Source organism: Myxococcus eversor, from assembly GCF_010894455.1.
Lineage (GTDB): Bacteria > Myxococcota > Myxococcia > Myxococcales > Myxococcaceae > Myxococcus > Myxococcus eversor.
In genome coordinates, this window is record NZ_JAAIXY010000013.1 from 271,660 (window position 1) to 293,973 (window position 22,314).

The window sequence follows — 22,314 nt, forward strand, 5'->3', positions numbered from 1 at the left end:
GTATCCATGACCAGTTCTTGCGTCATGGGGGTGGCTTGCGTGCGCGATGTCGATGTGGTGATTGCGGGAGGCGGCCCCGCGGGCTGCGCCACGGCGGCGGCGCTCGCCGACCTGGGGCTGTCCGTGCTGCTGGTGGACGCGGGCGTGGACCGCCACAAGCAGCTCTCTGGAGAGCTGCTTCACCCCGCCGGGGTGCGTGACTTGCGCGGACTCGGCTTCGGTGACGTCGTGGACGCCTGGAAGGCGCGACCCGTGCGTGGCTTCGCGGTCGTCTTCTCCTCCCCCGCGCGCACCGTCCTCCTTCCGTATGGACATGGCGCGACGGGCCTGTCGCTCGAGCACGCCACGCTGACCATCCCCCTGCTGGAAGCAGTGGCCCGGCGACCGGGCGTCACCCTGCTGGCCCGCGCCCGCGTGACGGCCGTGGAGCACAACGACGAGCGCGGCGTCCGACTGCGCTTCTCCCACGAAGGCGTCGACCAGACGGTGCGCGCCCGGCTGCTGGTGGCCGCGGACGGACGCGCGTCGCCCGTGCGGCGCATGCTGGGCATCGCCGAGCACTTCACGCGCATCTCCACCATGCTGGGCCTCACCGTCGACAGCGCCTGCCTGCCGTACCCCGACCATGGCCATCAGTTCGTGGGAGGGCCGCTGTACGCGCTGGCCTATGCCATTGAACCCGGTGTGGCGCGGGTGATGGTGGACCTCCCCCTGGGCAGCACCGCCGACACGCTGAAGGAGCGGCCGGAGCTGCTGCGCACACTTCCTCCCGCGCTGCGGAGCGAGGTCCGTCGCGCACTGGAGCAACCCCCGGCACCACGCATGGCCTCCAATGACGACCGGCTCTCCGCGACGGTGAGGGTGGGGAGCGCCGTGCTGGTGGGCGACGCCGCGTCGTGCTGTCACCCGCTCACCGGCAGCGGCATGGCCTCGTGCTTTCACGATGCGCGCGCGCTCCAGGACGCGCTGCGCCAGCACCCGGAGGATGTTCCTCGCGCGCTGGAGTCCTACGAGCGCGCCCGGCGGCCGGCCCAGCGCACCCGTGTCGCGCTCGCCTCCGCGCTCTACGACGCTTGCTCCGGACAGGACGAGGGCATGGGCGCACTGCGCCAGGGCCTGCTGCACTACTGGGAGCACAGCCCGCGCGGAGCCAGCGCCTCCATGGCCCTGCTCGCGTCCGAGGATTCGCGCATGCGGGTGATGGCGCGTGAGTACCTCTGCGTCGTCGGCCATGCCCTGGTGGGCTTGCGCCCGTCGCGCCGACAGCCGGTGCGCCTCCGGGCCGCCGTGCCGCTGCTGCGCTCGGTCGGGCCGCCCCTGCGAGATGCCGTGGCGAGTACGGTTGAGCAGATGGGGAACTGGTGGCATCGCCGCGTCCGCCGTCCAGTCTACACGCTCGCCCGTTCGGGCAGGGCGTTACCCAGGCGCGCCTTCGCATCCAGTTGATAGTTCCGGCCGCGCCAGTCCACCTCGCGCGACAGCCGCGCCGACAGCGCCACGCCCGCGCCCAGCAGCGGCAGCACCGCGGGCACCCAATAGTGCCGGGGGGAGATGCGCGGCCCGTTGCATTCCCGCTGGAGCCGGAGCTGGCTCCACACGGAGAATCCGATGGGCAATGACGCCAGGGCCGCGTGTCCCCACTTCCTCTGGGTGGCGGCCGCGACCAGCCCACCCCATGCGAGCCAGCCCATCACCCCTCGCACCCAGTTGGGCCGCGCGAAGTTCCAGGGGAGGCCCGCCTCCGAGAAGAGCACCCAGCGCCGGAAGATGCGCAGGAAGGCGCGCAGCTCCAACTGTCCGGTGACGATGCGCAGGGGCGTGTGGATGACGCGGTTCTTCCACCCCGCCTCATGTAGCCGGCGCCCCAGGTACATGTCATCCACGAACTGACCGGCGGCGCAGCCCACTCCTCCGATGTCCGTGAGCGCCTCCCGGCGGAACACCATCAACTGACCCATGATGAAGGGCAGGGCACCGTCGGGCCCGGCCGCCCGTGCCACCGACGAGCCGTACCAGGCATTCACCAGCAACCCGTAGCCCACGTCTCCCGCGAGGGGTGCCTCCGCCGCCGCGTAGATGGGAGCGAACGTCGCGCCCGTCCGCTCATCCTCCAGCAGCGCGCTCACCAGCGCGGTGAGCACCCCGGGCGCGGGCCGCGTGTCGGAGTCGCTGAATGCCAGGAGCGTGCCTCGGGCGCGCGCCACGCCCACCTGCATGGCGTTGAGCTTTCCCGTCAGGCCTCGCGGAGGCTCTCCCGCCACGAGCAGCTCCACCCGCTTCGCGCGCGTCGGGTGGGCGCCAAGTTCCTCCCGGGTGACGGCGAACGCGGGGTCCTCCTCGCTGTCGAAGACGAAGAGCACCTCCCACTCGCCCGGATAGTCCAGGTCCAGCAGCGCGCGGACGTTCTGCCGCGCCTCCACGTCCAGTCCCCGGATGGGTCGGATGACCGTCACCGAGGGCGGCTCGAACCTCCTCACGGCCGGGGCCGGGCGCCGTCGCAGGCCCGCCATCAATCCCCGGTGTCCCTGGGCCAGCACGCCGAGCGCCGCCACTCCCGCCGCCACCCACGCCACGTCCCGCGTGTTCATGGCCTCACCTCCGTCCCTTCGTTCGGAACTCGCCGAGCCGGCGGGTGCCTGTGGTGTCCAGGCCCCCACCAGTTCAAGTCTCCCATCAGGCGCATCATCGCGGGGACGATGAGCACCCGGACCAGTGTTGCATCCAGCGCCACCGCGATGGCCATGCCCAGCCCCATCGCCTTCACGACCACCACCGACGCTAGCGCGAACGCGGCGAAGACGGCCACCATGATGGCGGCCGCGCTGGTGATGAGGCCACCCGTCTGCTCCAGCCCCTCCGCCACCGCGTGCGTGTTGTCACCCGTGCGCAGCCACTCCTCGCGGATGCGGCTGAGCAGCAGCACCTCGTAGTCCATGGACAGGCCGAACAAGGCGCAGAACAGCAGGATGGGGAGCGACGGTTCGATGGGGCCTGGCTCGAAGCGCAGCAGCCGGTGCAAGTGTCCTTCTTGAAAAATCCAGACCAGGGCCCCGAACGAGCCCGCCAGCGAGAGCAGGTTCATCAGCAGGGCCTTCAGGGGCAGCACCACGGAGCGCAGGAGCACGAAGAGGACGATGCACGTCATCCCCATCACGAAGCCCACGGCCGCGGGCGTGTAGCGCTTCAAGAAGGCCGTCGCGTCCACGTCCGTGGCGGTCTGCCCTCCCACGAGCAGCTTCCCGTCCCCCACCGAGCGCTCCTCGCGCAGCGTCCGGACCAACGCGCGCGCCTCTTGGCTGCTGGGATGCGCGGACGTCAGGACCTGGAAGACCGCCACGTTGCCCGTGAGGTACGCATCCCGCGCGACGCGCAGCTCCGGAGGCAGCATCGCGGGAGGCGCGGCGGCCATTTGTTGATACGCGGCCTTGTCCATGCCGGGCGAAAGGTCCACCGCGCTCTCCACGCCCACCACGCCGGGCAGCGCCGCCATCCTCCGGCTCGCGTCGAAGAGGGCGGAGGCCCGCTGGGGGGTGAAGGGGTCTCCCGAGGGAAACTCCACCGCCACCAGCACCCGCGTGGCGGCCTCGCGAGGGAACAAGCGGGCCAGTGTCTCAGCGCCCTGTCGGGCCTCCGTGTCGGGAGGCAGCGCGGTGATGTCCGTGGCCGCCAGCTCCAGGCGCCGGAACGGCAGCCCCATGGCCAACAGGAGCGTGAGCGTGGGCAGCAGCACGAGCCAGGGATGCTTCATCACCCACGTGGCCAGCGCGTGCCACAGGCCGCTGCGCCCCGGGGCGCGTCCGAAGGGCAGCCGTCCCTTGTCCACCCGAGGCCCCAGCCAGGAGAGCAACGCGGGCAGGACGGTGAGCGCGAAGAGCACCGCGAAGGCCACGACGAGCGCGCCGCCCAGGCCCATGGCGCTCAGGTACGAGCCGCGAAAGAAGAGCAGCCCCGCCAGGCCCACCGTGACGGCCAGTCCCGAGAACGCCACCGCGCGCCCCGCGGTGTCCAGGGTGCGCGCCAGGGCCTGCTCCGTTGACAGGCCTCGCGCCAGCTCGCCCCGGAAGCGGCTCACGATGAAGAGCGAATAGTCGATGGCCACGCCCAGCCCGATGAGCGACACCACGTTGAGCGTGTACTGCGCCATGTTGGTGACGCGCGAGAGCAGCAGCACCCCCGCCACGCCACAGAGCACGGCGAGCCCGCCCACCACCAGGGGCAGCATGGCGGCGACCACCGTGCGGAACACCCAGAGCAACACCAGCAGCGCCAGCGGGAAGGAGATGAGCTCCGCGCGCAGCAGGTCATGCTCCAGCAGTTGGTTGAGCGCGGCGAGGAACGCCACCTTGCCCGTCAGCGTCGTGTCGAGCCGTGAATCCTCCAAGGCGGCGCTCACGGCGGGAAACGCGGCGGTGGCCTCTCGCTCTCCGCCCTTCAGTCGCACCAGGGCCAGCAGGTCGTGGCCCGTGCGAGACACGAAGCGGGCGCGGAACTCCGCGGGCGCGTCCACCGGCGACACCACGGACTCGACCTCCGGCAGTCGCCGCACGCGCGCGAGCACCTCCGCCACGGTCCGGGTGAAGCGCGGCTCGTTCGTCGTCCAGGCGTCGTGGTGGAAGATGACCGCCAGCGTCTGGTCCGTCGAGCCGGCGGCGGCGGGCCGGGCCAGTGCCTCCGCGCGCGCGGCCTCGATTCCGTCGATGGTGCCGGTGGTGAGGTGCCCTCCCTGGAGCAGCACCCAGATGGCCAGGGCCAGGAACACGACAGCGCCCCCCAGCACCACGCTCCGGTGCCGATGCACGCCTCGGGCGAGCCGGACGAACAGGGAGGGTGACGCCGTCGCGTCGCTCATGGCGCGGGGGCTTCCTGGAAGGACGCGAGGATTTCGCGCGCCGTGTCGACCTTGACGCTGCCGCGCTCCACCAACAGCCGCGCCACCTTCTCCACGTCCAGGCCCCGGGCGCCCGCGGTCACCGCGACACAGCGCGCATGCAGCGCCATGTGCCCCTTCTGGATGCCCACCGAGCCCAATGCGCGCACCGCCGCGAAGTTCTGCGCCAGCCCCACCGCCGCGAACACCATGGCCAGCTCGCGCACGGTGTCGACGCGCATGAGCTTGAGCCCGAGCTGCGCGCCGGGGTGCACCTTGATGGGCCCGCCCACCATGCCCAGCGCCAGCGGCAGCTCGATGCGGCCCACCAGGTGCCCCTGCTCCAACGTCCAGCGGGACAGCGGCCCGTAGCGTCCCTTCCGGCAGGCATACGCGTGCGCGCCCGCCTCGATGGCCCGCCAGTCCTGGCCCGTGGCGATGGCCACCGCGTCGATTCCATTCATCACGCCCTTGTTGTGCGTGGCCGCGCGGTAGGGGTCCGCCTCCGCGAAGCGGCTCGCCTGGAGGATGCCCTCGGCGATGTCCTCGCCGGGCAGGCCGAAGTCCGCCAGCGCCGCCAGGGGAATGCGGCAGGAGGCCCGAGCCAGTCGCTGGTCGGCGAGGTTGGACAGGATGCGCACGAAGACGCGTCCCCCGGTGAGCTGCTCGATGAGCGGCGCGACGCCCTCCACCATGGTGTTGATGAGGTTGGCGCCCATGGCTTCCTGCGTGTCCACCAGCAGGTGGACGATGAAGACGGGCTCCCCCTGGGGCCCCTCTGGCGCGGGGAGGATGCGCACCTGGACGTCGCGCGCGCCGCCGCCTCGCCGCTCGAGCGCGGGGTGGAAGCTGTTGGCGAGGGCGAGGAGCTGCTCCCTGCTCGCCAGCAGCCGCGAGCGGGCGACCTCTGGCTTGCCGTACCGGGTGAGCTGCACCTGGCCAATCATCATCGACGCGTCCGCGTCCGCGGTGAACCCGCCGGCCCCACGCACCACCTTCGCCGCGAAGGACACCGCGGCCACGACGGAGGGCTCCTCCACGGCCATGGGCACCAGGTGGTCACGTCCGTTGACGGTGAGGTTCAACCCCAGGCCCAGCGGCAGGGCGAACACGCCCACCGCGTTTTCGATCATCTGGTTGACGACGTCGAAGGTCGGCGCGCCCAGCGCCCTGAGCACCCGCAGCTCCTCTGGTGAGACATCTCCGCGCAGGGCCAGTTCCCGCCAGCGCTCCTCCACGCTGCGGCGGTGGAACCCTGGCAGGCGAGAGGACAGTGTGCCCGGTTGGACTTGCGGCAATCCCTCGTCCACCACTTCCGACATAGACGCCCCCCATTGCTCTGCCCGTCAATCACCATGGGAACTGGTGACGACCGACGGAGTTGGGCAGGGGCCCTGGGGCTTTCGGTCCGCGTGAGGTCCAGGAGCGGACGGCGTGGACCGCGTCCGTGGACACCAGGAACATTTCGTCGCGTGCCCGCCCCTCCCTGGAGTGCGAGGGTCGTGCTCAGTGGACGAGCATCAGCCAGGCGCCCACCAGCAGCATCCATCCGAACACGAGCGCCTCCACCGTTCGTTGAATCAGCCCGCGCACGGGGGACTCGAAGGACAGTACGACCATGCCCAGGAGGACGAGCTTGCCCACCGCGCCCGTCAGCGTGGAGAGGGACGCCAGCGCGGGCAGGTCCTCGAACACGCGCTGCAGCTCGATGAGGCCGCCGCCCGCGCCGAAGTAGCCCAGTCCGGCGACCAGGTTGTGCATCTGGTTCTTCCAGGTCCCCCAGAACGGCGCACCCTCGTCGCAGGGGAACACCGCCGCGCCCACGTAGCTGACGCCCAAGAGCGACAGCAGCACCAGCCCGGTGATGAACTCTCCGTCAGGCGCGAGCTGTGAGTTCAGCACGGCGGCGAAGCCCATCACCGCGAGCCCCGCGGGCGCGAAGCCGAGCCACGCCACCCGCGTCGCCTCGGGGGCCCCCGGCGCGCCCAGTTCGCTGAGGGTGTGGCGCAGGTGGCTGTATCCGGGACGACGTCGCGCGAACCACCACGGCGGCACGGTGGCGAGCGTCGTGGCGAGCAGCGCCGTGAGGAAGACCTGGTGGCCCATGAATCTATTCCAAGGGGGTGGGGGGCCCGGTGAAAGCGGATTCGAGCGGGGCCCGGGCCTTGGGGGTAGACCGATGCTCGGGGCGTCGTCAGATTGCAGGGGCTTTCGTCATGAGGAGGACGTCATGTCGCACCGCAGCCGACTCGCGGGCTTCATCATCGATTGTGAAACCGGGGACGTGCGCTCCGCCGCCACCTTCTGGAGTCAGGCGCTGGGCCTCGGCGTGGGCGAGTTCGAAGTCGAGGGCGGCGCCGAATACGTGGGGCTCGAGAACACGCCCGTGGGGCTGAGCGTCGCGTTGCAGAAGGTCTCCCACCCCTCGCGTGTCCACCTGGACATCGAGGCGGATGACCAGGACGCGGAGGCCGCGCGCCTGGAAGCGCTGGGCGCGCGGCGCATCGGCTGGGTGAAACGCTGGTGGGTGATGGAGGCGCCCACGGGCCATCGCTTCTGCGTCGTCAAGATGCACCACCCGGACAAGGGCCCGCCGCCCACCGTCTGGGACTGAGCCGCGTCGCTGGGGGGGCGGGCTCAAAGCGCTCCGGCGACACTGGCGCGCAGGCGGCGGAGCCCCTCGTCGATGCCGTCCAACGTGAGCGCGCCGTAGCCCAGCACCCAGCCATGGCGCGTGGGCGTGCCGGCGAAGTAGGGGGAGAGCGCCTCCACGCCAACGCCCGCGGCTCGCGCCTGCCCGGTGAGCGTCCTCTCCAGCCGTGCGCCGCCCCGCGCGAAGGTCGCGCTCAGGTGCAGGCCCGCGACGGAGGGCAGCAGGCGCAGCCCGGAGCCGAAGTGGCGCGCGAGCCCTTCGGTGAGTCGCGCATGCCGGAGCTCGTACTCGCGTCGCGTCTTGCGCAGGTGGCGGGCCAGCATGCCGCTGTCGATGAAGCGCGCCAGGACGGCCTGGGCGGCGAGCTGGCTGTGCGAGTCCGACACCTGCTTCGCCAGGCCCAGCTCCCGCTGGAGAGACGGCGGCGCGACGAGGAAGCCCAGGCGCAGCGAGGGGAGCAGCACCTTGGAGAACGAGCCGACGTAGAGCACTCGCCCGGAGCGGTCCAGGGAATGGAGTGTCTCCAGTGGTCGGCCGCCGAAGCGGAACTCGCTGTCGTAGTCATCCTCGATGACCACCGCGTCCCGCTGGCGGGCCCAGTCGAGCAGCGCGCGCCTTCGCGCCGGTGACATCACGATGCCGAGCGGAAACTGGTGGGACGGCGTGACGTAGACGAGCCGTGCGTCGTCCGGCAGCGCGCTCACGTCGAGCCCCTCCGCGTCGACGGGCACGGGCACGACGCGGGCCCCGAGCGACTGGAACAGGAGGCGCGCGGGTGGGTAGCCCGGCTCCTCCACGGCGACGCAGTCCCCGGGCTCAAGAAGGACGCGCCCGATGAGGTCGAGCGCCTGCTGGGCGCCATGGGTGATGAGCACGTCGGTGGCGTCGGCGCGAACGCCTCGGGACACGCCGATGTGGCGCGCCACGGCCTCGCGCAGCTCGGGGTGTCCGAAGGGGTCCGCGTAGGCCGCCGTCATCGCCGAGGCGCGCAGCTGCCGCGCCATCAGCCGGCGCCAGGCCTCGAAGGGAAACAGCGTGGCGTCGGGGATGCCGACGCGGAAGTCATGGCGGGCAGGGGGCTCGGGCGGGCGAGGGGTGCGCAGCTCGCTCCAGATGGTCCGAGGGCGCAGCTTCACTCCAGCGGTGGCCCGGCCTCGGGGGGGATGCTCCCGAGGCGGAGCCTGGACGAAGCTGCCGGCCCGGGTGCGTCCCGTGAGCAGGCCCTCCGCGGCGAGCCACTCGTAGGCGACGCTCACCGTGTTGCGCGACACGCCCAGCCGCCGGGCCAGCTCGCGCGTGGGCGGCACCCGCTCTCCGCCGCGCAGGCGACCGTCGAGCATCTGCGCCCGAAGGCCTCGATATATCTGCCCCGCCAGGTCCCTGCGGTCCTTGAGGTCGACGTGAAGGTCCATGCCAGGGCCGTCCATAGGTTGGCCCAATGAGATTCGTCAAACCTGGACCTGTCGGAGGGCCATGGGTGGAGCACCCTGGGGGCACTTCTCAACCGCGCCCTGGAGCCGCCCCATGAGCCACGCCACGCCGCTGCTTGCTTCCCTCCCTGTCGACCCCGAGCGCATGTCCTGGGTGCCGATGGGTCCCCCTGGCCTCTCCTTCAAGCCGCTGCGCTTCTTCAAGGATGACGCTGGCTGGATGTACCTCTTCCGGCTGGAGCCCGGCACCGTCATTCCTCGCCACCGGCACACGGGGGAGGTGCACGCCTTCAACCTCTCCGGGAAGCGCGAGCTGCTCGACACCGGCGACGTGGTGGGTCCTGGCGGCTACGTCTACGAGCCCCCGGGCAACACCGACAGTTGGAGGGTCATCGGTGATGAGCCGGTGGTGATTCTCATCAACGTGCGCGGCGCCGTCGAGTACCTGGACGCCGAGGGCCGCGTCACCAGGAGCGTCGGCTCCGCGGCCCGGCTGGAGACGTACCGACAGTGGTGCGCTGCGAACGGTGCGGAGTTCCTGGCCACCTTGGAATGAGGACGTCAGTGGTGGAGCTGGGCATCCACCGTGTCCAGCACGTCGCCGCCCTCGCCGGTGAAGACGAGCCTGGTCATCGCAAGGGCGAAGCCCGCCACCTGCTTCGCGGTGATTCGGGGCGGCATGGAGAGCGCGTGCGGATCCGTGACGACGTCGACCAGGGCGGGCCCCGGGTGTGAGAGGGCTCGCTCGAAGGCGCCGCGCACGTCCTCGGGGGCCTCCACGCGCTGCCCCATGACACCCATGGCCTCCGCCAGCTTCGCGAAGTTCGGGTTCACCAGGTCCGTCTCCGTGTCCGGGTAGCCCGACACCTGCATCTCCAACTTCACCATGCCCAGCGAGCTGTTGTTGAAGATGACGACCTTCACCGGCAAGTCGTACTGCGCCAGGGTGAGGAAGTCGCCCATCAGCATGGCGAAGCCGCCGTCTCCGGACATGGAGATGACCTGTCGGCCCGGGTACAGGAGCTGCGCGCCAATGGCCTGCGGCAGCGCGTTGGCCATGGAGCCGTGCGTGAAGGAGCCGATGATGCGCCGCTCGGCCGTCGCGCGCAGGTAGCGGGCGGACCACACGTTGCACATGCCTGTGTCCACGGTGAAGACGGCGTTGTCGGCGGCCACCTCGTCGAGCATGGCGGCGACGAACTCCGGATGCAGCGGCCGGTGCGAGCCGACGTTGCGCACGTGGGAGTCCAGCTTGCGGCGCGCCTTGGCCAGTTCCTCCAGGGCGTTCTCCAGATGTCGGCGGTCCTCCTTCTGCTCCAGCCGGGGCAGCAGGGCGCGCAGCGTCTCCCGGACGTCGCCGCAGACGCCCAGATCCAGGCGCGAGCGGCGTCCCAGATGCTCCGGCCGCACGTCCACCTGGGCAATCTTGGGCTTCACGGGCATGAACGAGTCGTAGGGGAAGTCCGTGCCCAGCAGGAGCAGGACGTCGCACGCGTGCATCGCCTCGTACGCGGCGCCGTAGCCCAGCAGGCCCGTCATGCCCACGTCGTAGGGGTTGTCGTACGCCACCCACTCCTTGCCCCGGTACGCATGGCCCACGGGGGCCTGGAGCACCTTGGCCAGCGCGAGCACCTCCGCGTGGGCGCCCTTGCAGCCGCTGCCGCAGAACACCGTCACCCGCGAGGCCGAGTTGAGCAGCGCGGCGAGCTTGTCCAGCTCCGCGTCGACCGGACGCACCATGGGGGGAATGGTGGAGAAGGTGGAAGGGACGTCTTCGCCGGCGTCGAGCGCGGCGATGTCTCCAGGGAGTACCACGGCGGACACGCCGCCTTTCGCCAGCGCCGTCTGCGCCGCGAGCCGGAACAAGCGAGGGGTCTGCTTCGGGTTGGAGACCATCTCGCAGTAGTGGCTGCACTCGCGGAAGAGCAGCTCCGGGTGCGTCTCCTGGAAGTAGGAGGTGCCAATCTGGTCGCTGGGGATGTGAGAGACGAGCGCCAGCACGGGGGCGTAGCTGCGGTGGGCGTCATAGAGCCCGTTGATGAGGTGCAGGTGGCCCGGGCCGCAGCTCCCCGCGCACACCGCGAGCTTGCCGCTGAGCTGCGCTTCGGCGGAGGCGGCGAAGGCCCCGGACTCTTCATGCCGGATGCGGACCCAGCGCAGCTTGCCCTGGCTGCGGCGCACGGCGTCGGTGATGGGATTGAGGCTGTCACCGACGACGCCGTAGATGCGCTCCGCACCCGCGTCGATGAGCGTCTGGACGAGCGCATCCGCCACACTGGAGTGACTCATGGGGATGAAGCTGGGCGGCGCCAGGCCTCCAGACAACCCGAGTCAGCGAGGATGCAGGCGCTCTGCCGGTCGCCCCGGACGCGGGAGGGAATCCCGCGGCCAGGCGGCGCTACGGCCTACTCGTAACAGCTGCTCGCGATTTCGCGCAGCTCGACGATGCCCCACTCACTGGCGGGACACGCGTGGGCATATTCCAGGGCCTCATCGCGCGTCTTGCAGTTGAGGAGGAAGAAGCCGCCGATGATTTCCTTCGACTCGGTGAAGGGACCGTCGCTCACCGTGCGCTTGCCGCCGTAGTTCTCGATGCGTACCGCGTTGTCGTCGGACTTGAGCGCCTCGCCCGTGATGAGCACGCCATTGGTTCGGAGCTTCTCCTGGAAGGCCATCATCCGAGCGTAGGCGGCCTGGCCCTCTTCCATTGGCCGGGCCTGGCGCTTCCCCGGGGCCTCCATCATCAGCAGCATGAATGACATCGCGCTCCCTCCTTTTTGAGAGCCATGACTTTACGCCAGCCCCATGACACGGCGTCGAGCCACCGCGCGCGTGTTGCTCGCTCTCCATCGCTTCGTCGCCAGTCGCACGGTGCGTTTTCCATTCGGGTGGACCGGCCCGCTTTTCCCTGTCCGGTATCCGACGGGTGTGGACCCGCCGCCGCACCATGGGTGAGAGAAGACCGCGCGACACGAACGGTGTTCCTCGGTGGTTGACCGCGCGCGTCGGAGAGGAGAGCTTCCGGGGCGATGAGCGCTGGCCCTGACCTCTTCTCCGCTTCCGTCGACGTGAATCGCTTCGCTCCCCTCGCGGAGAGGATGCGGCCACGCACTCCCGATGAGTTCATCGGTCAGTCCCACCTGCTGGGCCCCGGAGGACCGCTGCGGCGGTTGATGGAGCGCAAGCAGATTGTCTCCTCGCTGTTCTGGGGACCGCCCGGCGTGGGCAAGACGACGCTGGCGCGCATGCTGGCCTCCAGCGTCGACGCGGAGCTGGTCATCCTGTCGGCCGTGTCGGACGGCATTCCGCGCATCCGCGAAGTCGTGGCGGAGGCCGAGCGCGCGCGCAACCAGTACTCGCGCCGCACGGTGCTCTTCGTCGACGAAATCCACCGCTGGGCGAAGAACGTCCAGGAGCAGGCGCTGCCGCACGTGGAGAGCGGCCTGTTCGTCCTGTTGGGCGCGACGACGGAGAACGTCAGCTTCGAGGTGCGCCCCGCGCTCGTCAGCCGGTGTCGTGTCTTCCAGCTCCAGGAGCTGACGCTCGCGGACATCCAGGGCGCGCTCCAGCGGGCACTCACCGACGAGAAGCGCGGGCTGGGCAAGCGCAAGCTGAACGTGGGCGAGGACACGCTCGCGCTGCTGGCGAGGGGTGGGGCGGGGGACGTGCGCAAGGCGCTGGGCGCGCTGGAGATGGCCGCGGGGCTGACGGCGGACGGTGGCGAAATCACTGTGGACACGGCGCGCGAGGCGGTGGGCACGGGGCTTTCGCGGCACGACAAGGATGGAGACCAGCACTACGACTTGCTGAGCGCGCTCCAGAAGTCCTGCCGGGGCTCCAACGCGCAGGGCGCCATCTTCTGGGCGGCGAAGCTGCTGCAGACCGGGGACGTGGTGTCGCTGTGGCGCAGGCTCAAGGTCATCGCCGTGGAGGACGTGGGCATGGCGATGCCGGAGGCCATCACCATCGTCCGGGCGTGCGAGGAGGGCTTCCACTCCACGGGCATGCCGGAGGGGCGGCTGTTCGTCGCGCATGCCGTCGTCACGCTGGCCACCGCGCGCAAGAGCAACCGCGCCTATGCCGCGATGAACGCCGCGCTCGCCGCGCTGGAGGAGCACCCCAACGCGGCGCCGCCGCTGCCGCTGCGCAACGCGCCCACGGATTTGATGAAGGAGCTGGGGCACGGCAAGGGCTACACGCCGCCCTGGGACTTCAAGGACCACTACGCCCCGGGGCAGACGTACCTGCCCGCGCCGCTGGAGCGCTCCGTCTTCTACCGTCCGAGCAAGGAGGGCTACGAGGCGGAGGTCCACGAGCGCATGAGCCACTGGTGGCGCGAGGACAAGGCCAGCCGGGACGAGTAGTCACGGACCGGAAGTCAACGGGACGCGGGTCGGTGTGGGCACCCCTCGCAACACACGGCACACTGTGGCCGTTGGGCACCTGTCGCCCCCGCGAGTGTTCTCTTCGTCCGGGCGCGGGCCGTCCTTGCATCGCCGGATGAGGGTGCTCTATTCCGCCGCGTGACGGTCTCCGAGAAACATCGTGCCATCGAAGCGGTCTGGCGAATCGAGTCCGCTCGGCTCATCGCCGGTCTGACGCGCATGGTGCGTGACGTCGGGCTCGCCGAGGAGCTCGCGCAGGACGCGCTGGTTGCCGCGCTGGAGCGCTGGCCCACGGCAGGCATCCCGGACAACCCGGGCGCGTGGTTGATGGCCACCGCCAAGCGGCGCGCCATCGACGAGCTTCGCCGGGGCAAGCGCGTCGAGCGCAAGCACGAGGAGCTGGGCCACGAGTTGGAGTCGGACCAGGAATACGGCGCGCCGGACCTGGACGCGGCGCTCGACAACGAGGTGGGCGACGACCTGCTGCGCCTGATGTTCATCGCCTGCCACCCCATCCTGTCGACGGAGGCCCGCGTCGCGCTCACCCTGCGGCTGCTCGGGGGCCTGACGACGGAGGAGATTGCTCGCGCGTTCCTGGTGCCGTCCACCACCGTCGCCCAGCGCATCGTCCGGGCGAAGCGCACGCTCTCCGAGGAGAAGGTGCCCTTCGAGCTGCCCCGGGGCGAGGAGCTCGCGGTCCGCCTGTCGTCGGTGCTGGAGGTCATCTACCTCGTCTTCAACGAGGGCTACTCCGCGACGGCGGGCGACGACTGGATGCGGCCGGAGCTGTGCGCGGACGCGCTGCGGCTAGGACGCATCCTCGCGGAGCTCGCGTCCCAGGAGCCGGAGGTCCACGGGCTCGTCGCGCTGATGGAGATTCAAGCGTCACGCTCGCGGGCCCGCGTGGGGCCCAACGGTCAGCCCGTGCTGCTGCTCGAACAGAACCGCGCGCTCTGGGACCAGCTCCTCATCCGCCGCGGGCTCGCGGCGCTGGAGCGCGCGGAGAAGCTGGGCGGGGCGCAGGGGCCGTATGCGTTGCAGGCCGCGCTCGCCGCGTGTCATGCCCGCGCGCGTCAGCCAGAGGATACGGACTGGGCGCGCATCGCGTCGCTGTACGCGGTGCTCGGGCGGCTCACCCCGTCGCCCGTCGTGGAGCTGAACCGCGCGGTGGCGCTGTCGATGGCGTATGGCCCCGCCGCCGGACTGGCGGTGGTGGACACGCTGACCTCGGAGCCCTCGCTCGCCCACTATCATCTGCTGCCCAGCGTGCGCGGAGACCTGCTGCGCAAGCTGGGCCGCTTCGACGAAGCCCGGAAGGAGTTCGAGCGGGCGGCCACGCTCACCCGCAACGTGCGCGAACAGGCCCTGCTCCTGGACCGCGCCGCCGCCTGCGCTCGCAAGGAGGCGTGAGCGCCAGGACGCGTACTCTCGCGGAAATCTTCCGCGACGCCTGGAGCCGAAGCGTTGACCGTCGTGCGCAAGCAGCCGCTCGTCCCGGGTGACGTGGCTCCAGGGCCGCCGTGCGGGGGAGTTGGACTACCCTGTGCGCATGTGCCGGAACATCAAACCCCTGTTCAACTTCTCGCCCCCCGCCACGGATGACGACATCCGCGCGGCGGCCTTGCAGTTCGTCCGGAAGATCGCCGGGACGCGCAAGCCGTCGAAGCAGAACGCCGACGCGTTCGAGGTCGCCGTCGAGGAAATCTACCGAAGCTCGAAGCGGATGCTGGACGGGCTGGTGGCGACGACGCCCCCGAGAGACAGGGTGCGGTTCGAGGCACTGAAGAAGCTGCGCTACAAGAAGGCAGAGGCCGGCTGAAGTCCCGCGCCGCCTTCGAGCAAGCGCTGACCGACTGTTCCCACGCAGTGCACACGGCGCATGCGGCCGAGGCTGGCCCTTGCGTCCTGAGGTCGTCCGATGAAGCGGTCCTCGTGGTGGTCCGTGGTGGTTGTCGCCTCGCTGCTCGAAGTGGGTTGTGGAAGCGGGAGTCCGGAGGCGCCTGAAGCCAGTGCGCCCGCGAGTGCCACCGGGGCGCTCGCATGCAACACGCGCATCACCTACGGAGACCGGTGGATTCATTCCGCGGGTCACCCCGGCTATGACATCGCCGCGGACCTGGTGACGTGGGATGGCGTCTGCGTCAACGAGGGCACCAACTCCTACGCCGTGCTCTCCAACGGCTGGAAGCCGTACTTCACGGGCCACAACGGCTGTGTGATGGCGCTCGACACCACCTGCCCCGGCGCGGGGGCCTGCGCCACGCGCGTCACATACGGCGCCGCGTGGCTGCATCCGGCGAACCACCCCGCGCAGTACGACGACGTCGGGGGCCGCGTGTATTGGGACAGGGCCTGTGTGAACGCGTCCCCCAACTCCCACGCCGTGCTGTCGAACGGCTGGGGGCCCTACTTCTCGGGAGCGAATGCGTGCGGCATGTCCTTCCGCTACACGGGCTGCGGCGGCCTGTACCAGAACCCCGTCGTCGCCGTGGACTGCGCGGACCCGGGCGTCATCCACGACGGCACCCGCTATGTGGCCGCGTGCACGTCCGGCGGCGCGGCCAGCGCCTTCCCGCTGCGCGTCTCCACGGACCTGGTGACGTGGACGGGCGCGGGCTCCATCTTCCCCTCGGGGACTCGGCCGTCGTGGGCCTCCGGTGACTTCTGGGCGCCGGAAATCCACCGCGTGGGCAGCCGCTTCATCGCCTACTACACGGCGCGCCACACGGACGGGAAGCTGTCCATCGGCGCCGCCACGTCCACCAGCGCGCTGGGCCCCTTCACGGACTTGGGCAGGCCCCTCATCCACGACGCGGGCATGGGGATGATTGACGCCACGTTCTTCACGGACACCGCGGGGACGGGGTACCTGGTGTGGAAGGCGGATGGGAACGCGGTGGGCCAGCCCACGCCCATCTACGGCCAGGCGCTCTCAGCGGACGGCCTGTCGCTGGTGGGGACGCGCCGCACGCTCATCACCAACAACCTCGGCTGGGAGGGCGGCGTGGTGGAGGCGCCCTGGGTCGTCGCGCGCGGCGGCTATTACTACCTCTTCTACAGTGGTAACGCGTACTACAACAGCACCTACGCCGTGGGAGTCGCTCGGGCCACCAGTCCGCTGGGGCCGTACACCAAGGCGGGTTCACCCATCCTCGCGACAGGAGGCGGCTGGGTGGGGCCGGGCCACAACTCCGTGGTGAATGGACCAGGAGGCGACACGGTCATGGTCTACCACGCGTGGAACAATGCTCACACCGCGCGGGTCATGCTCGTGGATGCCATCACCTGGCCGGACGGCTGGCCCGCGGTGCCGGAGGCTCCCTCGGCGGGCTCGCGTCCCCGGCCGTAGCCTCGGGATAGCTGGAGGGGGCACGGCGCACCGTACCCCCTTCCGGCGTCAGGACATCCCGGCGGAGGTGTTGAGCGAGGCCTCGGGGGCCTCGACCTTCTGGGGCCCCAGGGCGGAGCGCTGCAGCCAGCCCGCGAGGCCCAGCAACACGAGCCCGGACGTGCGCAGCGTGCGCAGCAGCTCCGCGGCGTGCGCCCCGTCACCGGGGAGCAGCGGGGCCAGCCACACGCGCGCGTCATAGAGCAGCCACGTGGCGCCGGACAGGCCCATGGCCCACCACACCCAGGCCAGCTTCCCGCCGCGCAGCATGTACGCCACGCTCAGGATGGGGGCGACCAGGAAGATGGTCGTCATGTCCGCCAGCGTCGACACCGCGCTGATGACCGCCGAGGGCAGGGAGATGGCGCCAGAGGCGAAGTTGCGCATCTCCGTGAAGAGCGAGGGGATGCCCACCGCCAGCGCCGCGAGGGTCGTCGCCGCCCACAGCGCCTTCGTGCGAGGGCTGGAGGGAGGCTGGAGGCCGGACTTCCGGTAGGTCATCGCCAGGAGGATGAGCGCGTAGACGGTGGCGTTGTTGGCCAGCACCACGGCGACCATGCGGTAGGGCAGAAGCGGCGAGGACGTGAAGGGCACGTCCGGCACCGTGTGCAGCCAGTAGCTGCGCAAGGCCGCGCTGACCAGGGACAGGGCGGCTCCCGCCGTGAGCCCGCCCCACACCTTGCGCAGGTAGTCTCCGGAGACGAACGAACTCGCCGCGGCGAACGTGCCGGCGACGGCGAGCAGGCCGCTCACCCAGCCCGCGACGTCATGCACCAGCCCCACCCGCTCGGGCGCCGCCGTCGCGACGGCGATGAGGTGCGCCAACTGGAGCGCGATGACGGCGCCGAACCACGGCGCGACGGAGGTGGAACGCGCGGAAGCGGGGCTCATCGCGCCTTCTCCAGCGAGGTGGCGATTTCCGCGAGGATGACCTTGGCGTGCAGCGCGCCAATGAAGGTGTTGAGCATCGGCTTGAGGCCTTCGAGCAGTTGCGGGATGTCCTGGAGGGTGACCTGCTCCGGCGGGCGCTTCAGCGCGCGCAGCGCCGCCGTGTGGATGGCCATCTTCGCGGTGAAGCCTCCGAGCAGGGGTTCGAGGTGACGCACGAGAATGTCGTGCCAGCCAGTGGGGGCGGTCTGGGAGGACGAGGTGAGAATCGCGAACGCTCCTGGTGAGGAGTTCCAGGGTAGAGCGAATCCCGAAGACATACGAGAGGCCCGTCCGAGCCTCTCGTCGATTGAGTCCTGTTGTACCTGGATTGCAGAGAGCACCTGTCTTGAGAGTGACAACAGGTGTAGGGGGTGAGGACGCCGCGTGCTGCGCCCGGCCGCCGGATGTCCGAGCAGGCATCCGGCGGTCAATGTGGGACGGACGGACGGACGGACGGCTCAGGCCTTGATGTATCGCTCGAAGACGAAGCCGAAGTCCTTCACCCAGTACTTCTGCTGCGCGCCGGCGAGCCAGGCGAAGGCGGCCTGGTTGAGTTCCTTGAAGGACTCGACGATGGGGGCGGGGCCCGCCTGTCCGCGGCCGAGCGTGGTGGAGGCCACCTCCAGGCTTGTCTTCGCGTGGCTGAGCGCCAGCTCGTTCTCGTGCATCAGCTCGGAGATGCGGAACAGGGCCTTGTAGAGGTCCTTCACCTGCTCCAGGTGCTTCTTGTGCACGTCGATGGAGAAGTCCCGCGCGCCCAGGCGGAACTTGATTTCGACGTCCATGTCGATGGTGCCCGCCGTCTCCAGCATGACGTTCGAGATGGGGTTGGAGCTGTATGTGAAGCGGCGCAGCATGCGCTTCTTGCTGGCGGCGCTGGTGCCGTCGAGGTGGACGAGCGCCTTGTTGGTGAAACAGTACTCGTCGGACTTGGACTTGATGATGAAGAAGATCTTCTCCTGGTCCTCGTGCATCACATAGTCGTCGGAGTCCACCTTGTCGTAGTCCGCGGTGGCGATGACGGAACCGATATCACTGAGGCCGAGCGCGTCTGCGGCGAGCTTCCCGAACATGTCGAATCTCCCTGGGTGTGGTGTGCAGCGAGGTGGAACCGCGTGGCCCGTGTCGGGCCCCGGGCGAGCATAGGGGACGGCCCCGTCACAGGTCGAAGCGAAGGCCCTGCGCCAGGGGCAGCGCGTCGGAGTAGTTCAGGGTGTTGGTCTGCCGCCGCATGTATGCCTTCCACGCGTCGGAGCCGGACTCGCGGCCGCCGCCGGTGTCCTTCTCGCCACCGAAGGCGCCGCCAATCTCCGCGCCGGAAGTCCCGATGTTGACGTTGGCGATGCCGCAGTCGGAGCCGGAGGCGGACAGGAACTTCTCCGCGCTCTGCAGGTCCCGGGTGAACACGGACGACGACAGGCCCTGGGGCACGCCGTTCTGGAAGGTGATGGCCTCGTCCAGCGTCCGGTACGGCATGACGTAGAGGATGGGCGCGAAGGTCTCCGTCTGGACCCATGCATCCGTGGGCTTCACGCTGGTGATGAGCGTGGGTTGCACGAAGTTTCCCGGGCGCTCCAGCGCCTTGCCTCCGCTGACGATGCGGGCCCCCGCCGCGCGCGCCTGTTCCACGGTCGCCTCGAAGCGCTGCACGGCGGCCTTGTCGATGAGCGGGCCCATCAGGGTGCCCGGCTCCAGCGGGTCGCCGATGCGCGTCTCCACCTGGGCATACGCGGTGGCGAGCTTCCCCAGCACGTCGTCGAAGATGGACTCATGGACGAAGAGCCGGCGCGTGGTGGTGCAGCGCTGGCCCGCGGTGCCCACCGCGCCGAAGACGATGGCGGGAATCGCCAGCTTCAGGTCGGCGGTGGCGTCCACGATGATGGCGTTGTTGCCGCCCAGCTCCAGCAGGCTCCGCCCCAGTCGCTGTGCCACGCGCACGCCCACCTGGCGTCCGACGGCGGAGGAGCCGGTGAAGCTCACCAGCGCGACGCGCGGGTCCTCCACCAGGCGCTCGGCGCGCGCGGTGCCCGCGGCGTTGAGCAGGAAGAAGACCTCCGGGAAGCCGCCCGCCTTCAGCGCGGCGTTGCAGATGCGCGTCGAGGCGATGGCCGTCAGCGGCGTCTTGGGCGAGGGCTTCCAGATGGACACGTCCCCGCACACGGCGGCAATGAACGCGTTCCAGGACCAGACGGCCACGGGGAAGTTGAAGGCGCTGATGATGCCGACCAGACCCAGCGGATGCCATTGCTCGTACATCCGGTGGCCCGGGCGCTCGGAGTGCATCGTCAGGCCATAGAGCATGCGCGACTGGCCCACGGCGAAGTCGGCGATGTCGATCATCTCCTGCACCTCGCCGTCGCCCTCGGCCTTCACCTTGCCCATCTCCAGCGCGACGAGCGAGCCGAGCGCGTCCTTGTGCTTTCGCAGGGCCTCGCCGCACAACCGGATGGCCTCGCCACGCCGGGGGGCGGGCAGCGCGCGCCACGCCACGAAGGCCTGGGCGGCGGCGTGCATCAGCTTCTCCTGGTCCTCCGCGCTCGCGGACGACACGGTCGCCAGGCGCTGGCCATTGGAGGGATTGAAGACCTCCAGGGCGGGCTCGGAAGCGGAGCCGGCCCACTCGCCGTGACCGAGATAGCTGCCAGGGTTGTGCTCGGTCAGGCCGAGCGCGTCGAGGGTGGGGTGGAGCATGGGCGACTTCCTACAACGTCGGGGGCTTCCTGGCGACCGGTGGCGCGGGGGGGCGGCCCGGCTGCGTGAGCACCCAGTCCACGAAGGTCCGCGCCGCGGCCCGGAGCCGACGGTGGGATGGGTAGACGACGAAGTAGGAGTAGCGCGTGGGCAGCGGAGGACCGGGCAGTCGGACGAGACTCCCGTTGGCGAGGAAGGGCTCGGAGACCTTGTCGCGCGCGAGCGCCGCGCCCAGTCCACGCGCGGAGGCGAGCAGCGCGTTGGTGGTGTCGCTGAACTCGTGGCGCACGTCGATGCGCGCGCCGTGCACCCCGGCGGCGCGGAACCAGTCCTGCCACGACTGCCGCGCCAGGTCCCCCACGAGCGGCAGCTTCTGGATGTCCGCCGGGGCCGACACGTGCTCGACACCGGGCAGGTCCGGGGAGGCCACCGGAAACATGGCGTCCGGCATCAGGTGATGGGCCGTCATCCCCGGCCAGTGACCCAGGCCATAGCGGATGCCCACGTCAGGCCCTCCCTCGTCGAAGCGCGTCAGCGCCATCTCCGTGTCGACGCGGATGCGCACGTGCGGGTGGGCCGATGCGAAGTCCGGCAGGCGCGGCAGCAGCCAGGTGTGGGCCAGCGAGTGCATGGTGGTGAGGCGCACGCGGTGGCGCTCCTCCCGGGTGTCTCCCAGCTCGCGCACCACGTCGTCGATGTCCGCCAGCGCGCCCCCCGCGGCGTCGGCGAGCTGACGGCCCTCTATCGTCAGGGACACGCCGCGCGCATGCCGCTCGAAGAGGGTGACGCCGAGCAGTCCCTCCAGCTTGCGCACGTGGTGGCTGACCGCGCTGGCCGTCAGGTGCAGCTCCTCCGCGGCATGGGCGAAGTTCTGGTGGCGCGCGGCCGCCTCGAAGGCCGCCAGGGCCGGGAGCCAGGCCGAGGGAAGTGGCATGCGAGCCTCAAATCATACTTGTGGCTGCCCTCAAAACCATGAGGTTGTGGCAGGAGGGGGCCGGGAGCAGAAAGAGGGCAGACCGGCGTCAGATTCGTGCCTTGCGTCACCCTGGTGGACCGTCCGATGAACTCTCCCGCTCTTGTCCGTCCCGTCGTTCCCGCCCTGTCCGGCGCCTGGCTCACCCCGCTGGAGTTGGGGTTGCTGGGGGCCATCTGGGGCTCCTCCTTCATGTTCATGCGCATCGCCGCGCCTGACTTCGGGGCCCTGCCGCTCGTCTCGGTGCGGCTGGTGCTGGGGGCGCTCGTGCTGATGCCCTTCCTCTTGCGCCACCGCGCGGCCTTCACGCCCTCGCTCTGGCCGAAGCTGGCGCTGGTGGGCGCGCTCAACGCGGCGGCGCCCTTCGCCCTCTTCGCCTGGGCCGCGCAGCGTGCGCCCGCGGGCATCAGCGCCATCGCCAACAGCATGACGGTGCTCTTCACCGCGCTGGTGGCCTTCCTCTTCTACGGCGAGCGCATCGGCGGACGGCGGGCGGTGGCGCTCGTCATGGGCTTCGCCGGCGTGGTGGTGCTCGCCAGCGGGAAGATCGCCGGAAGCAGCCCTGGCCTCGCGGTGGCGGCGGGCGTGTCCGCGGCTTTCTTCTACGGCGTCTCGGCGAACCTGGTGAAGAGGCACCTCACGGGCCTGCCGGCGGGCGCGGTCGCCGCGGCCACGCTGGGCTGCGCCGCGCTGCTGACGTTGCCGTTCGCCGTGGCCTCCTGGCCGTCCCAGCCCATCCGGGGCGTGTCCTGGTTGTCGGCCGTCGCGCTCGGCGTGCTCTGCACCGGGGCGGGGTATGCGCTGTACTACCGGCTCATCCAGCGGATTGGCGCGCCCCGCGCCGTCACCGTGACGTACCTGCTGCCGCTGTTCGGCGTGGCCTGGGCGTGGGTGCTGCTGGACGAGCCGGTGACGCTCACCATGGCCGCCGCGGGCACGCTCATCCTGGGCAGCGTCGCGCTGAGCCAGCGGAAGCCCTCCTGAGGGAGGGGCTCCG

At 70.4% G+C, this 22,314-nt stretch carries 20 protein-coding genes; 8 read left to right on the forward strand and 12 right to left on the reverse strand.

Going from position 1 to position 22,314, the window contains the following annotated elements; all coding sequences use genetic code 11:
• Window positions 1-39: 39 nt before the first annotated feature.
• Window positions 40-1,446, forward strand: a complete 1,407-nt coding sequence (locus tag G4D83_RS26220) for an FAD-dependent oxidoreductase (protein WP_163867564.1) — start codon at window positions 40-42, stop codon at window positions 1,444-1,446.
• Here G4D83_RS26220 and G4D83_RS26225 read toward each other — a convergent pair.
• From G4D83_RS26225 to G4D83_RS26240, 4 genes are all read right to left on the reverse strand, one after another.
• Window positions 1,389-2,588 (reverse strand): glycosyltransferase family 2 protein, encoded by a 1,200-nt coding sequence (locus G4D83_RS26225; protein WP_163867565.1) that lies wholly within the window; start codon window positions 2,586-2,588, stop codon window positions 1,389-1,391. The genes G4D83_RS26220 and G4D83_RS26225 overlap by 58 nt on opposite strands.
• Window positions 2,585-4,849 carry an MMPL family transporter gene (locus tag G4D83_RS26230; protein WP_163867566.1) on the reverse strand — a complete coding sequence of 755 codons (2,265 nt, stop codon included), beginning with the start codon at window positions 4,847-4,849 and terminating at the stop codon, window positions 2,585-2,587. Before G4D83_RS26230 ends, G4D83_RS26225 begins: the two co-directional genes overlap by 4 nt.
• Complete coding sequence (locus G4D83_RS26235) at window positions 4,846-6,189, reverse strand: hydroxymethylglutaryl-CoA reductase, degradative (RefSeq protein ID WP_163867567.1); 1,344 nt, start codon at window positions 6,187-6,189, stop codon at window positions 4,846-4,848. Before G4D83_RS26235 ends, G4D83_RS26230 begins: the two co-directional genes overlap by 4 nt.
• A gap of 184 nt (window positions 6,190-6,373) precedes the next feature.
• The gene (locus G4D83_RS26240; protein ID WP_163867568.1) at window positions 6,374-6,973 is read right to left on the reverse strand and encodes a DUF998 domain-containing protein; all 600 of its coding nucleotides are present in this window, start codon (window positions 6,971-6,973) and stop codon (window positions 6,374-6,376) included.
• A gap of 124 nt (window positions 6,974-7,097) precedes the next feature.
• Between G4D83_RS26240 and G4D83_RS26245 the strand changes: the two genes are divergently transcribed.
• The gene (locus G4D83_RS26245; RefSeq protein ID WP_163867569.1) at window positions 7,098-7,481 is read left to right on the forward strand and encodes a VOC family protein; all 384 of its coding nucleotides are present in this window, start codon (window positions 7,098-7,100) and stop codon (window positions 7,479-7,481) included.
• A 23-nt stretch (window positions 7,482-7,504) separates the two neighbouring features.
• On the opposite strand, the gene pdxR is transcribed toward G4D83_RS26245, so the two are convergent.
• Window positions 7,505-8,932, reverse strand: a complete 1,428-nt coding sequence (gene pdxR / locus G4D83_RS26250; protein WP_163867570.1) for a MocR-like pyridoxine biosynthesis transcription factor PdxR — start codon at window positions 8,930-8,932, stop codon at window positions 7,505-7,507.
• A 112-nt stretch (window positions 8,933-9,044) separates the two neighbouring features.
• On the opposite strand from pdxR, the gene G4D83_RS26255 reads away from it, so the two are divergent.
• On the forward strand, window positions 9,045-9,506 hold the full coding sequence (locus tag G4D83_RS26255; protein ID WP_163867571.1) for a 2,4'-dihydroxyacetophenone dioxygenase family protein: 462 nt from the start codon (window positions 9,045-9,047) through the stop codon (window positions 9,504-9,506).
• Window positions 9,507-9,511: 5 nt separating this feature from the next.
• Here the strand turns inward: G4D83_RS26255 and poxB are convergent, their stop codons facing one another.
• Together poxB and G4D83_RS26265 are read right to left on the reverse strand one after the other, a co-directional pair.
• Entirely contained in the window at window positions 9,512-11,239 is a 1,728-nt protein-coding gene (gene poxB / locus G4D83_RS26260; protein ID WP_163867572.1) for a ubiquinone-dependent pyruvate dehydrogenase, read from the reverse strand.
• A 116-nt stretch (window positions 11,240-11,355) separates the two neighbouring features.
• A complete protein-coding gene (locus G4D83_RS26265) occupies window positions 11,356-11,712 on the reverse strand; it encodes a YciI family protein (protein ID WP_163867573.1) in 357 nt (118 codons plus the stop codon).
• A 267-nt stretch (window positions 11,713-11,979) separates the two neighbouring features.
• Between G4D83_RS26265 and G4D83_RS26270 the strand changes: the two genes are divergently transcribed.
• From G4D83_RS26270 to G4D83_RS26285, 4 genes are all read left to right on the forward strand, one after another.
• Window positions 11,980-13,314, forward strand: a complete 1,335-nt coding sequence (locus G4D83_RS26270; RefSeq protein ID WP_163867574.1) for a replication-associated recombination protein A — start codon at window positions 11,980-11,982, stop codon at window positions 13,312-13,314.
• A gap of 159 nt (window positions 13,315-13,473) precedes the next feature.
• Window positions 13,474-14,745, forward strand: coding sequence for an RNA polymerase sigma factor (locus G4D83_RS26275; protein WP_163867575.1), 1,272 nt, complete (start codon window positions 13,474-13,476; stop codon window positions 14,743-14,745).
• 139 nt (window positions 14,746-14,884) lie between these two features.
• Window positions 14,885-15,154, forward strand: coding sequence for a DUF2277 domain-containing protein (locus G4D83_RS26280; RefSeq protein WP_163867576.1), 270 nt, complete (start codon window positions 14,885-14,887; stop codon window positions 15,152-15,154).
• Between the two features lie 99 nt (window positions 15,155-15,253).
• Window positions 15,254-16,684, forward strand: a complete 1,431-nt coding sequence (locus tag G4D83_RS26285; RefSeq protein ID WP_163867577.1) for a glycoside hydrolase family 43 protein — start codon at window positions 15,254-15,256, stop codon at window positions 16,682-16,684.
• 48 nt (window positions 16,685-16,732) lie between these two features.
• On the opposite strand, the gene G4D83_RS26290 is transcribed toward G4D83_RS26285, so the two are convergent.
• The 5 genes from G4D83_RS26290 to G4D83_RS26310 all read right to left on the reverse strand — a co-directional run bounded on the left by G4D83_RS26290 (window position 16,733) and on the right by G4D83_RS26310 (window position 21,278).
• Window positions 16,733-17,614 carry a hypothetical protein gene (locus tag G4D83_RS26290; RefSeq protein ID WP_163867578.1) on the reverse strand — a complete coding sequence of 294 codons (882 nt, stop codon included), beginning with the start codon at window positions 17,612-17,614 and terminating at the stop codon, window positions 16,733-16,735.
• On the reverse strand, window positions 17,611-17,829 hold the full coding sequence (locus G4D83_RS26295) for a hypothetical protein (protein ID WP_163867579.1): 219 nt from the start codon (window positions 17,827-17,829) through the stop codon (window positions 17,611-17,613). The genes G4D83_RS26290 and G4D83_RS26295 overlap by 4 nt, the downstream gene beginning before the upstream one ends.
• Window positions 17,830-18,111: 282 nt before the next feature.
• Window positions 18,112-18,726, reverse strand: a complete 615-nt coding sequence (locus tag G4D83_RS26300; protein WP_163867580.1) for a PH domain-containing protein — start codon at window positions 18,724-18,726, stop codon at window positions 18,112-18,114.
• 85 nt (window positions 18,727-18,811) lie between these two features.
• Window positions 18,812-20,344 (reverse strand): L-piperidine-6-carboxylate dehydrogenase, encoded by a 1,533-nt coding sequence (gene amaB, locus G4D83_RS26305; RefSeq protein WP_163867581.1) that lies wholly within the window; start codon window positions 20,342-20,344, stop codon window positions 18,812-18,814.
• Between the two features lie 10 nt (window positions 20,345-20,354).
• The gene (locus tag G4D83_RS26310) at window positions 20,355-21,278 is read right to left on the reverse strand and encodes a LysR substrate-binding domain-containing protein (protein WP_163867582.1); all 924 of its coding nucleotides are present in this window, start codon (window positions 21,276-21,278) and stop codon (window positions 20,355-20,357) included.
• A gap of 126 nt (window positions 21,279-21,404) precedes the next feature.
• On the opposite strand from G4D83_RS26310, the gene G4D83_RS26315 reads away from it, so the two are divergent.
• A complete protein-coding gene (locus G4D83_RS26315) occupies window positions 21,405-22,301 on the forward strand; it encodes a DMT family transporter (RefSeq protein WP_163867583.1) in 897 nt (298 codons plus the stop codon).
• The last annotated feature ends 13 nt before the right edge of the window (window positions 22,302-22,314 follow it).

Coding starts and splice junctions, on each gene's coding strand:
- G4D83_RS26255 (WP_163867571.1), top strand. CDS start 9,045: ATGAGCCACGCCACGCCGCTGCTTGCTTCCCTCCCTGTCGACCCCGAG.
- amaB (WP_163867581.1), bottom strand. CDS start 20,344: ATGCTCCACCCCACCCTCGACGCGCTCGGCCTGACCGAGCACAACCCT.
- G4D83_RS26235 (WP_163867567.1), bottom strand. CDS start 6,189: ATGTCGGAAGTGGTGGACGAGGGATTGCCGCAAGTCCAACCGGGCACA.
- G4D83_RS26245 (WP_163867569.1), top strand. CDS start 7,098: ATGTCGCACCGCAGCCGACTCGCGGGCTTCATCATCGATTGTGAAACC.
- G4D83_RS26240 (WP_163867568.1), bottom strand. CDS start 6,973: ATGGGCCACCAGGTCTTCCTCACGGCGCTGCTCGCCACGACGCTCGCC.
- G4D83_RS26270 (WP_163867574.1), top strand. CDS start 11,980: ATGAGCGCTGGCCCTGACCTCTTCTCCGCTTCCGTCGACGTGAATCGC.
- G4D83_RS26290 (WP_163867578.1), bottom strand. CDS start 17,614: ATGAGCCCCGCTTCCGCGCGTTCCACCTCCGTCGCGCCGTGGTTCGGC.
- G4D83_RS26315 (WP_163867583.1), top strand. CDS start 21,405: ATGAACTCTCCCGCTCTTGTCCGTCCCGTCGTTCCCGCCCTGTCCGGC.
- G4D83_RS26300 (WP_163867580.1), bottom strand. CDS start 18,726: ATGTTCGGGAAGCTCGCCGCAGACGCGCTCGGCCTCAGTGATATCGGT.
- G4D83_RS26285 (WP_163867577.1), top strand. CDS start 15,254: ATGAAGCGGTCCTCGTGGTGGTCCGTGGTGGTTGTCGCCTCGCTGCTC.
- G4D83_RS26265 (WP_163867573.1), bottom strand. CDS start 11,712: ATGTCATTCATGCTGCTGATGATGGAGGCCCCGGGGAAGCGCCAGGCC.
- pdxR (WP_163867570.1), bottom strand. CDS start 8,932: ATGGACCTTCACGTCGACCTCAAGGACCGCAGGGACCTGGCGGGGCAG.
- G4D83_RS26230 (WP_163867566.1), bottom strand. CDS start 4,849: ATGAGCGACGCGACGGCGTCACCCTCCCTGTTCGTCCGGCTCGCCCGA.
- G4D83_RS26225 (WP_163867565.1), bottom strand. CDS start 2,588: ATGAACACGCGGGACGTGGCGTGGGTGGCGGCGGGAGTGGCGGCGCTC.
- G4D83_RS26280 (WP_163867576.1), top strand. CDS start 14,885: ATGTGCCGGAACATCAAACCCCTGTTCAACTTCTCGCCCCCCGCCACG.
- G4D83_RS26310 (WP_163867582.1), bottom strand. CDS start 21,278: ATGCCACTTCCCTCGGCCTGGCTCCCGGCCCTGGCGGCCTTCGAGGCG.
- poxB (WP_163867572.1), bottom strand. CDS start 11,239: ATGAGTCACTCCAGTGTGGCGGATGCGCTCGTCCAGACGCTCATCGAC.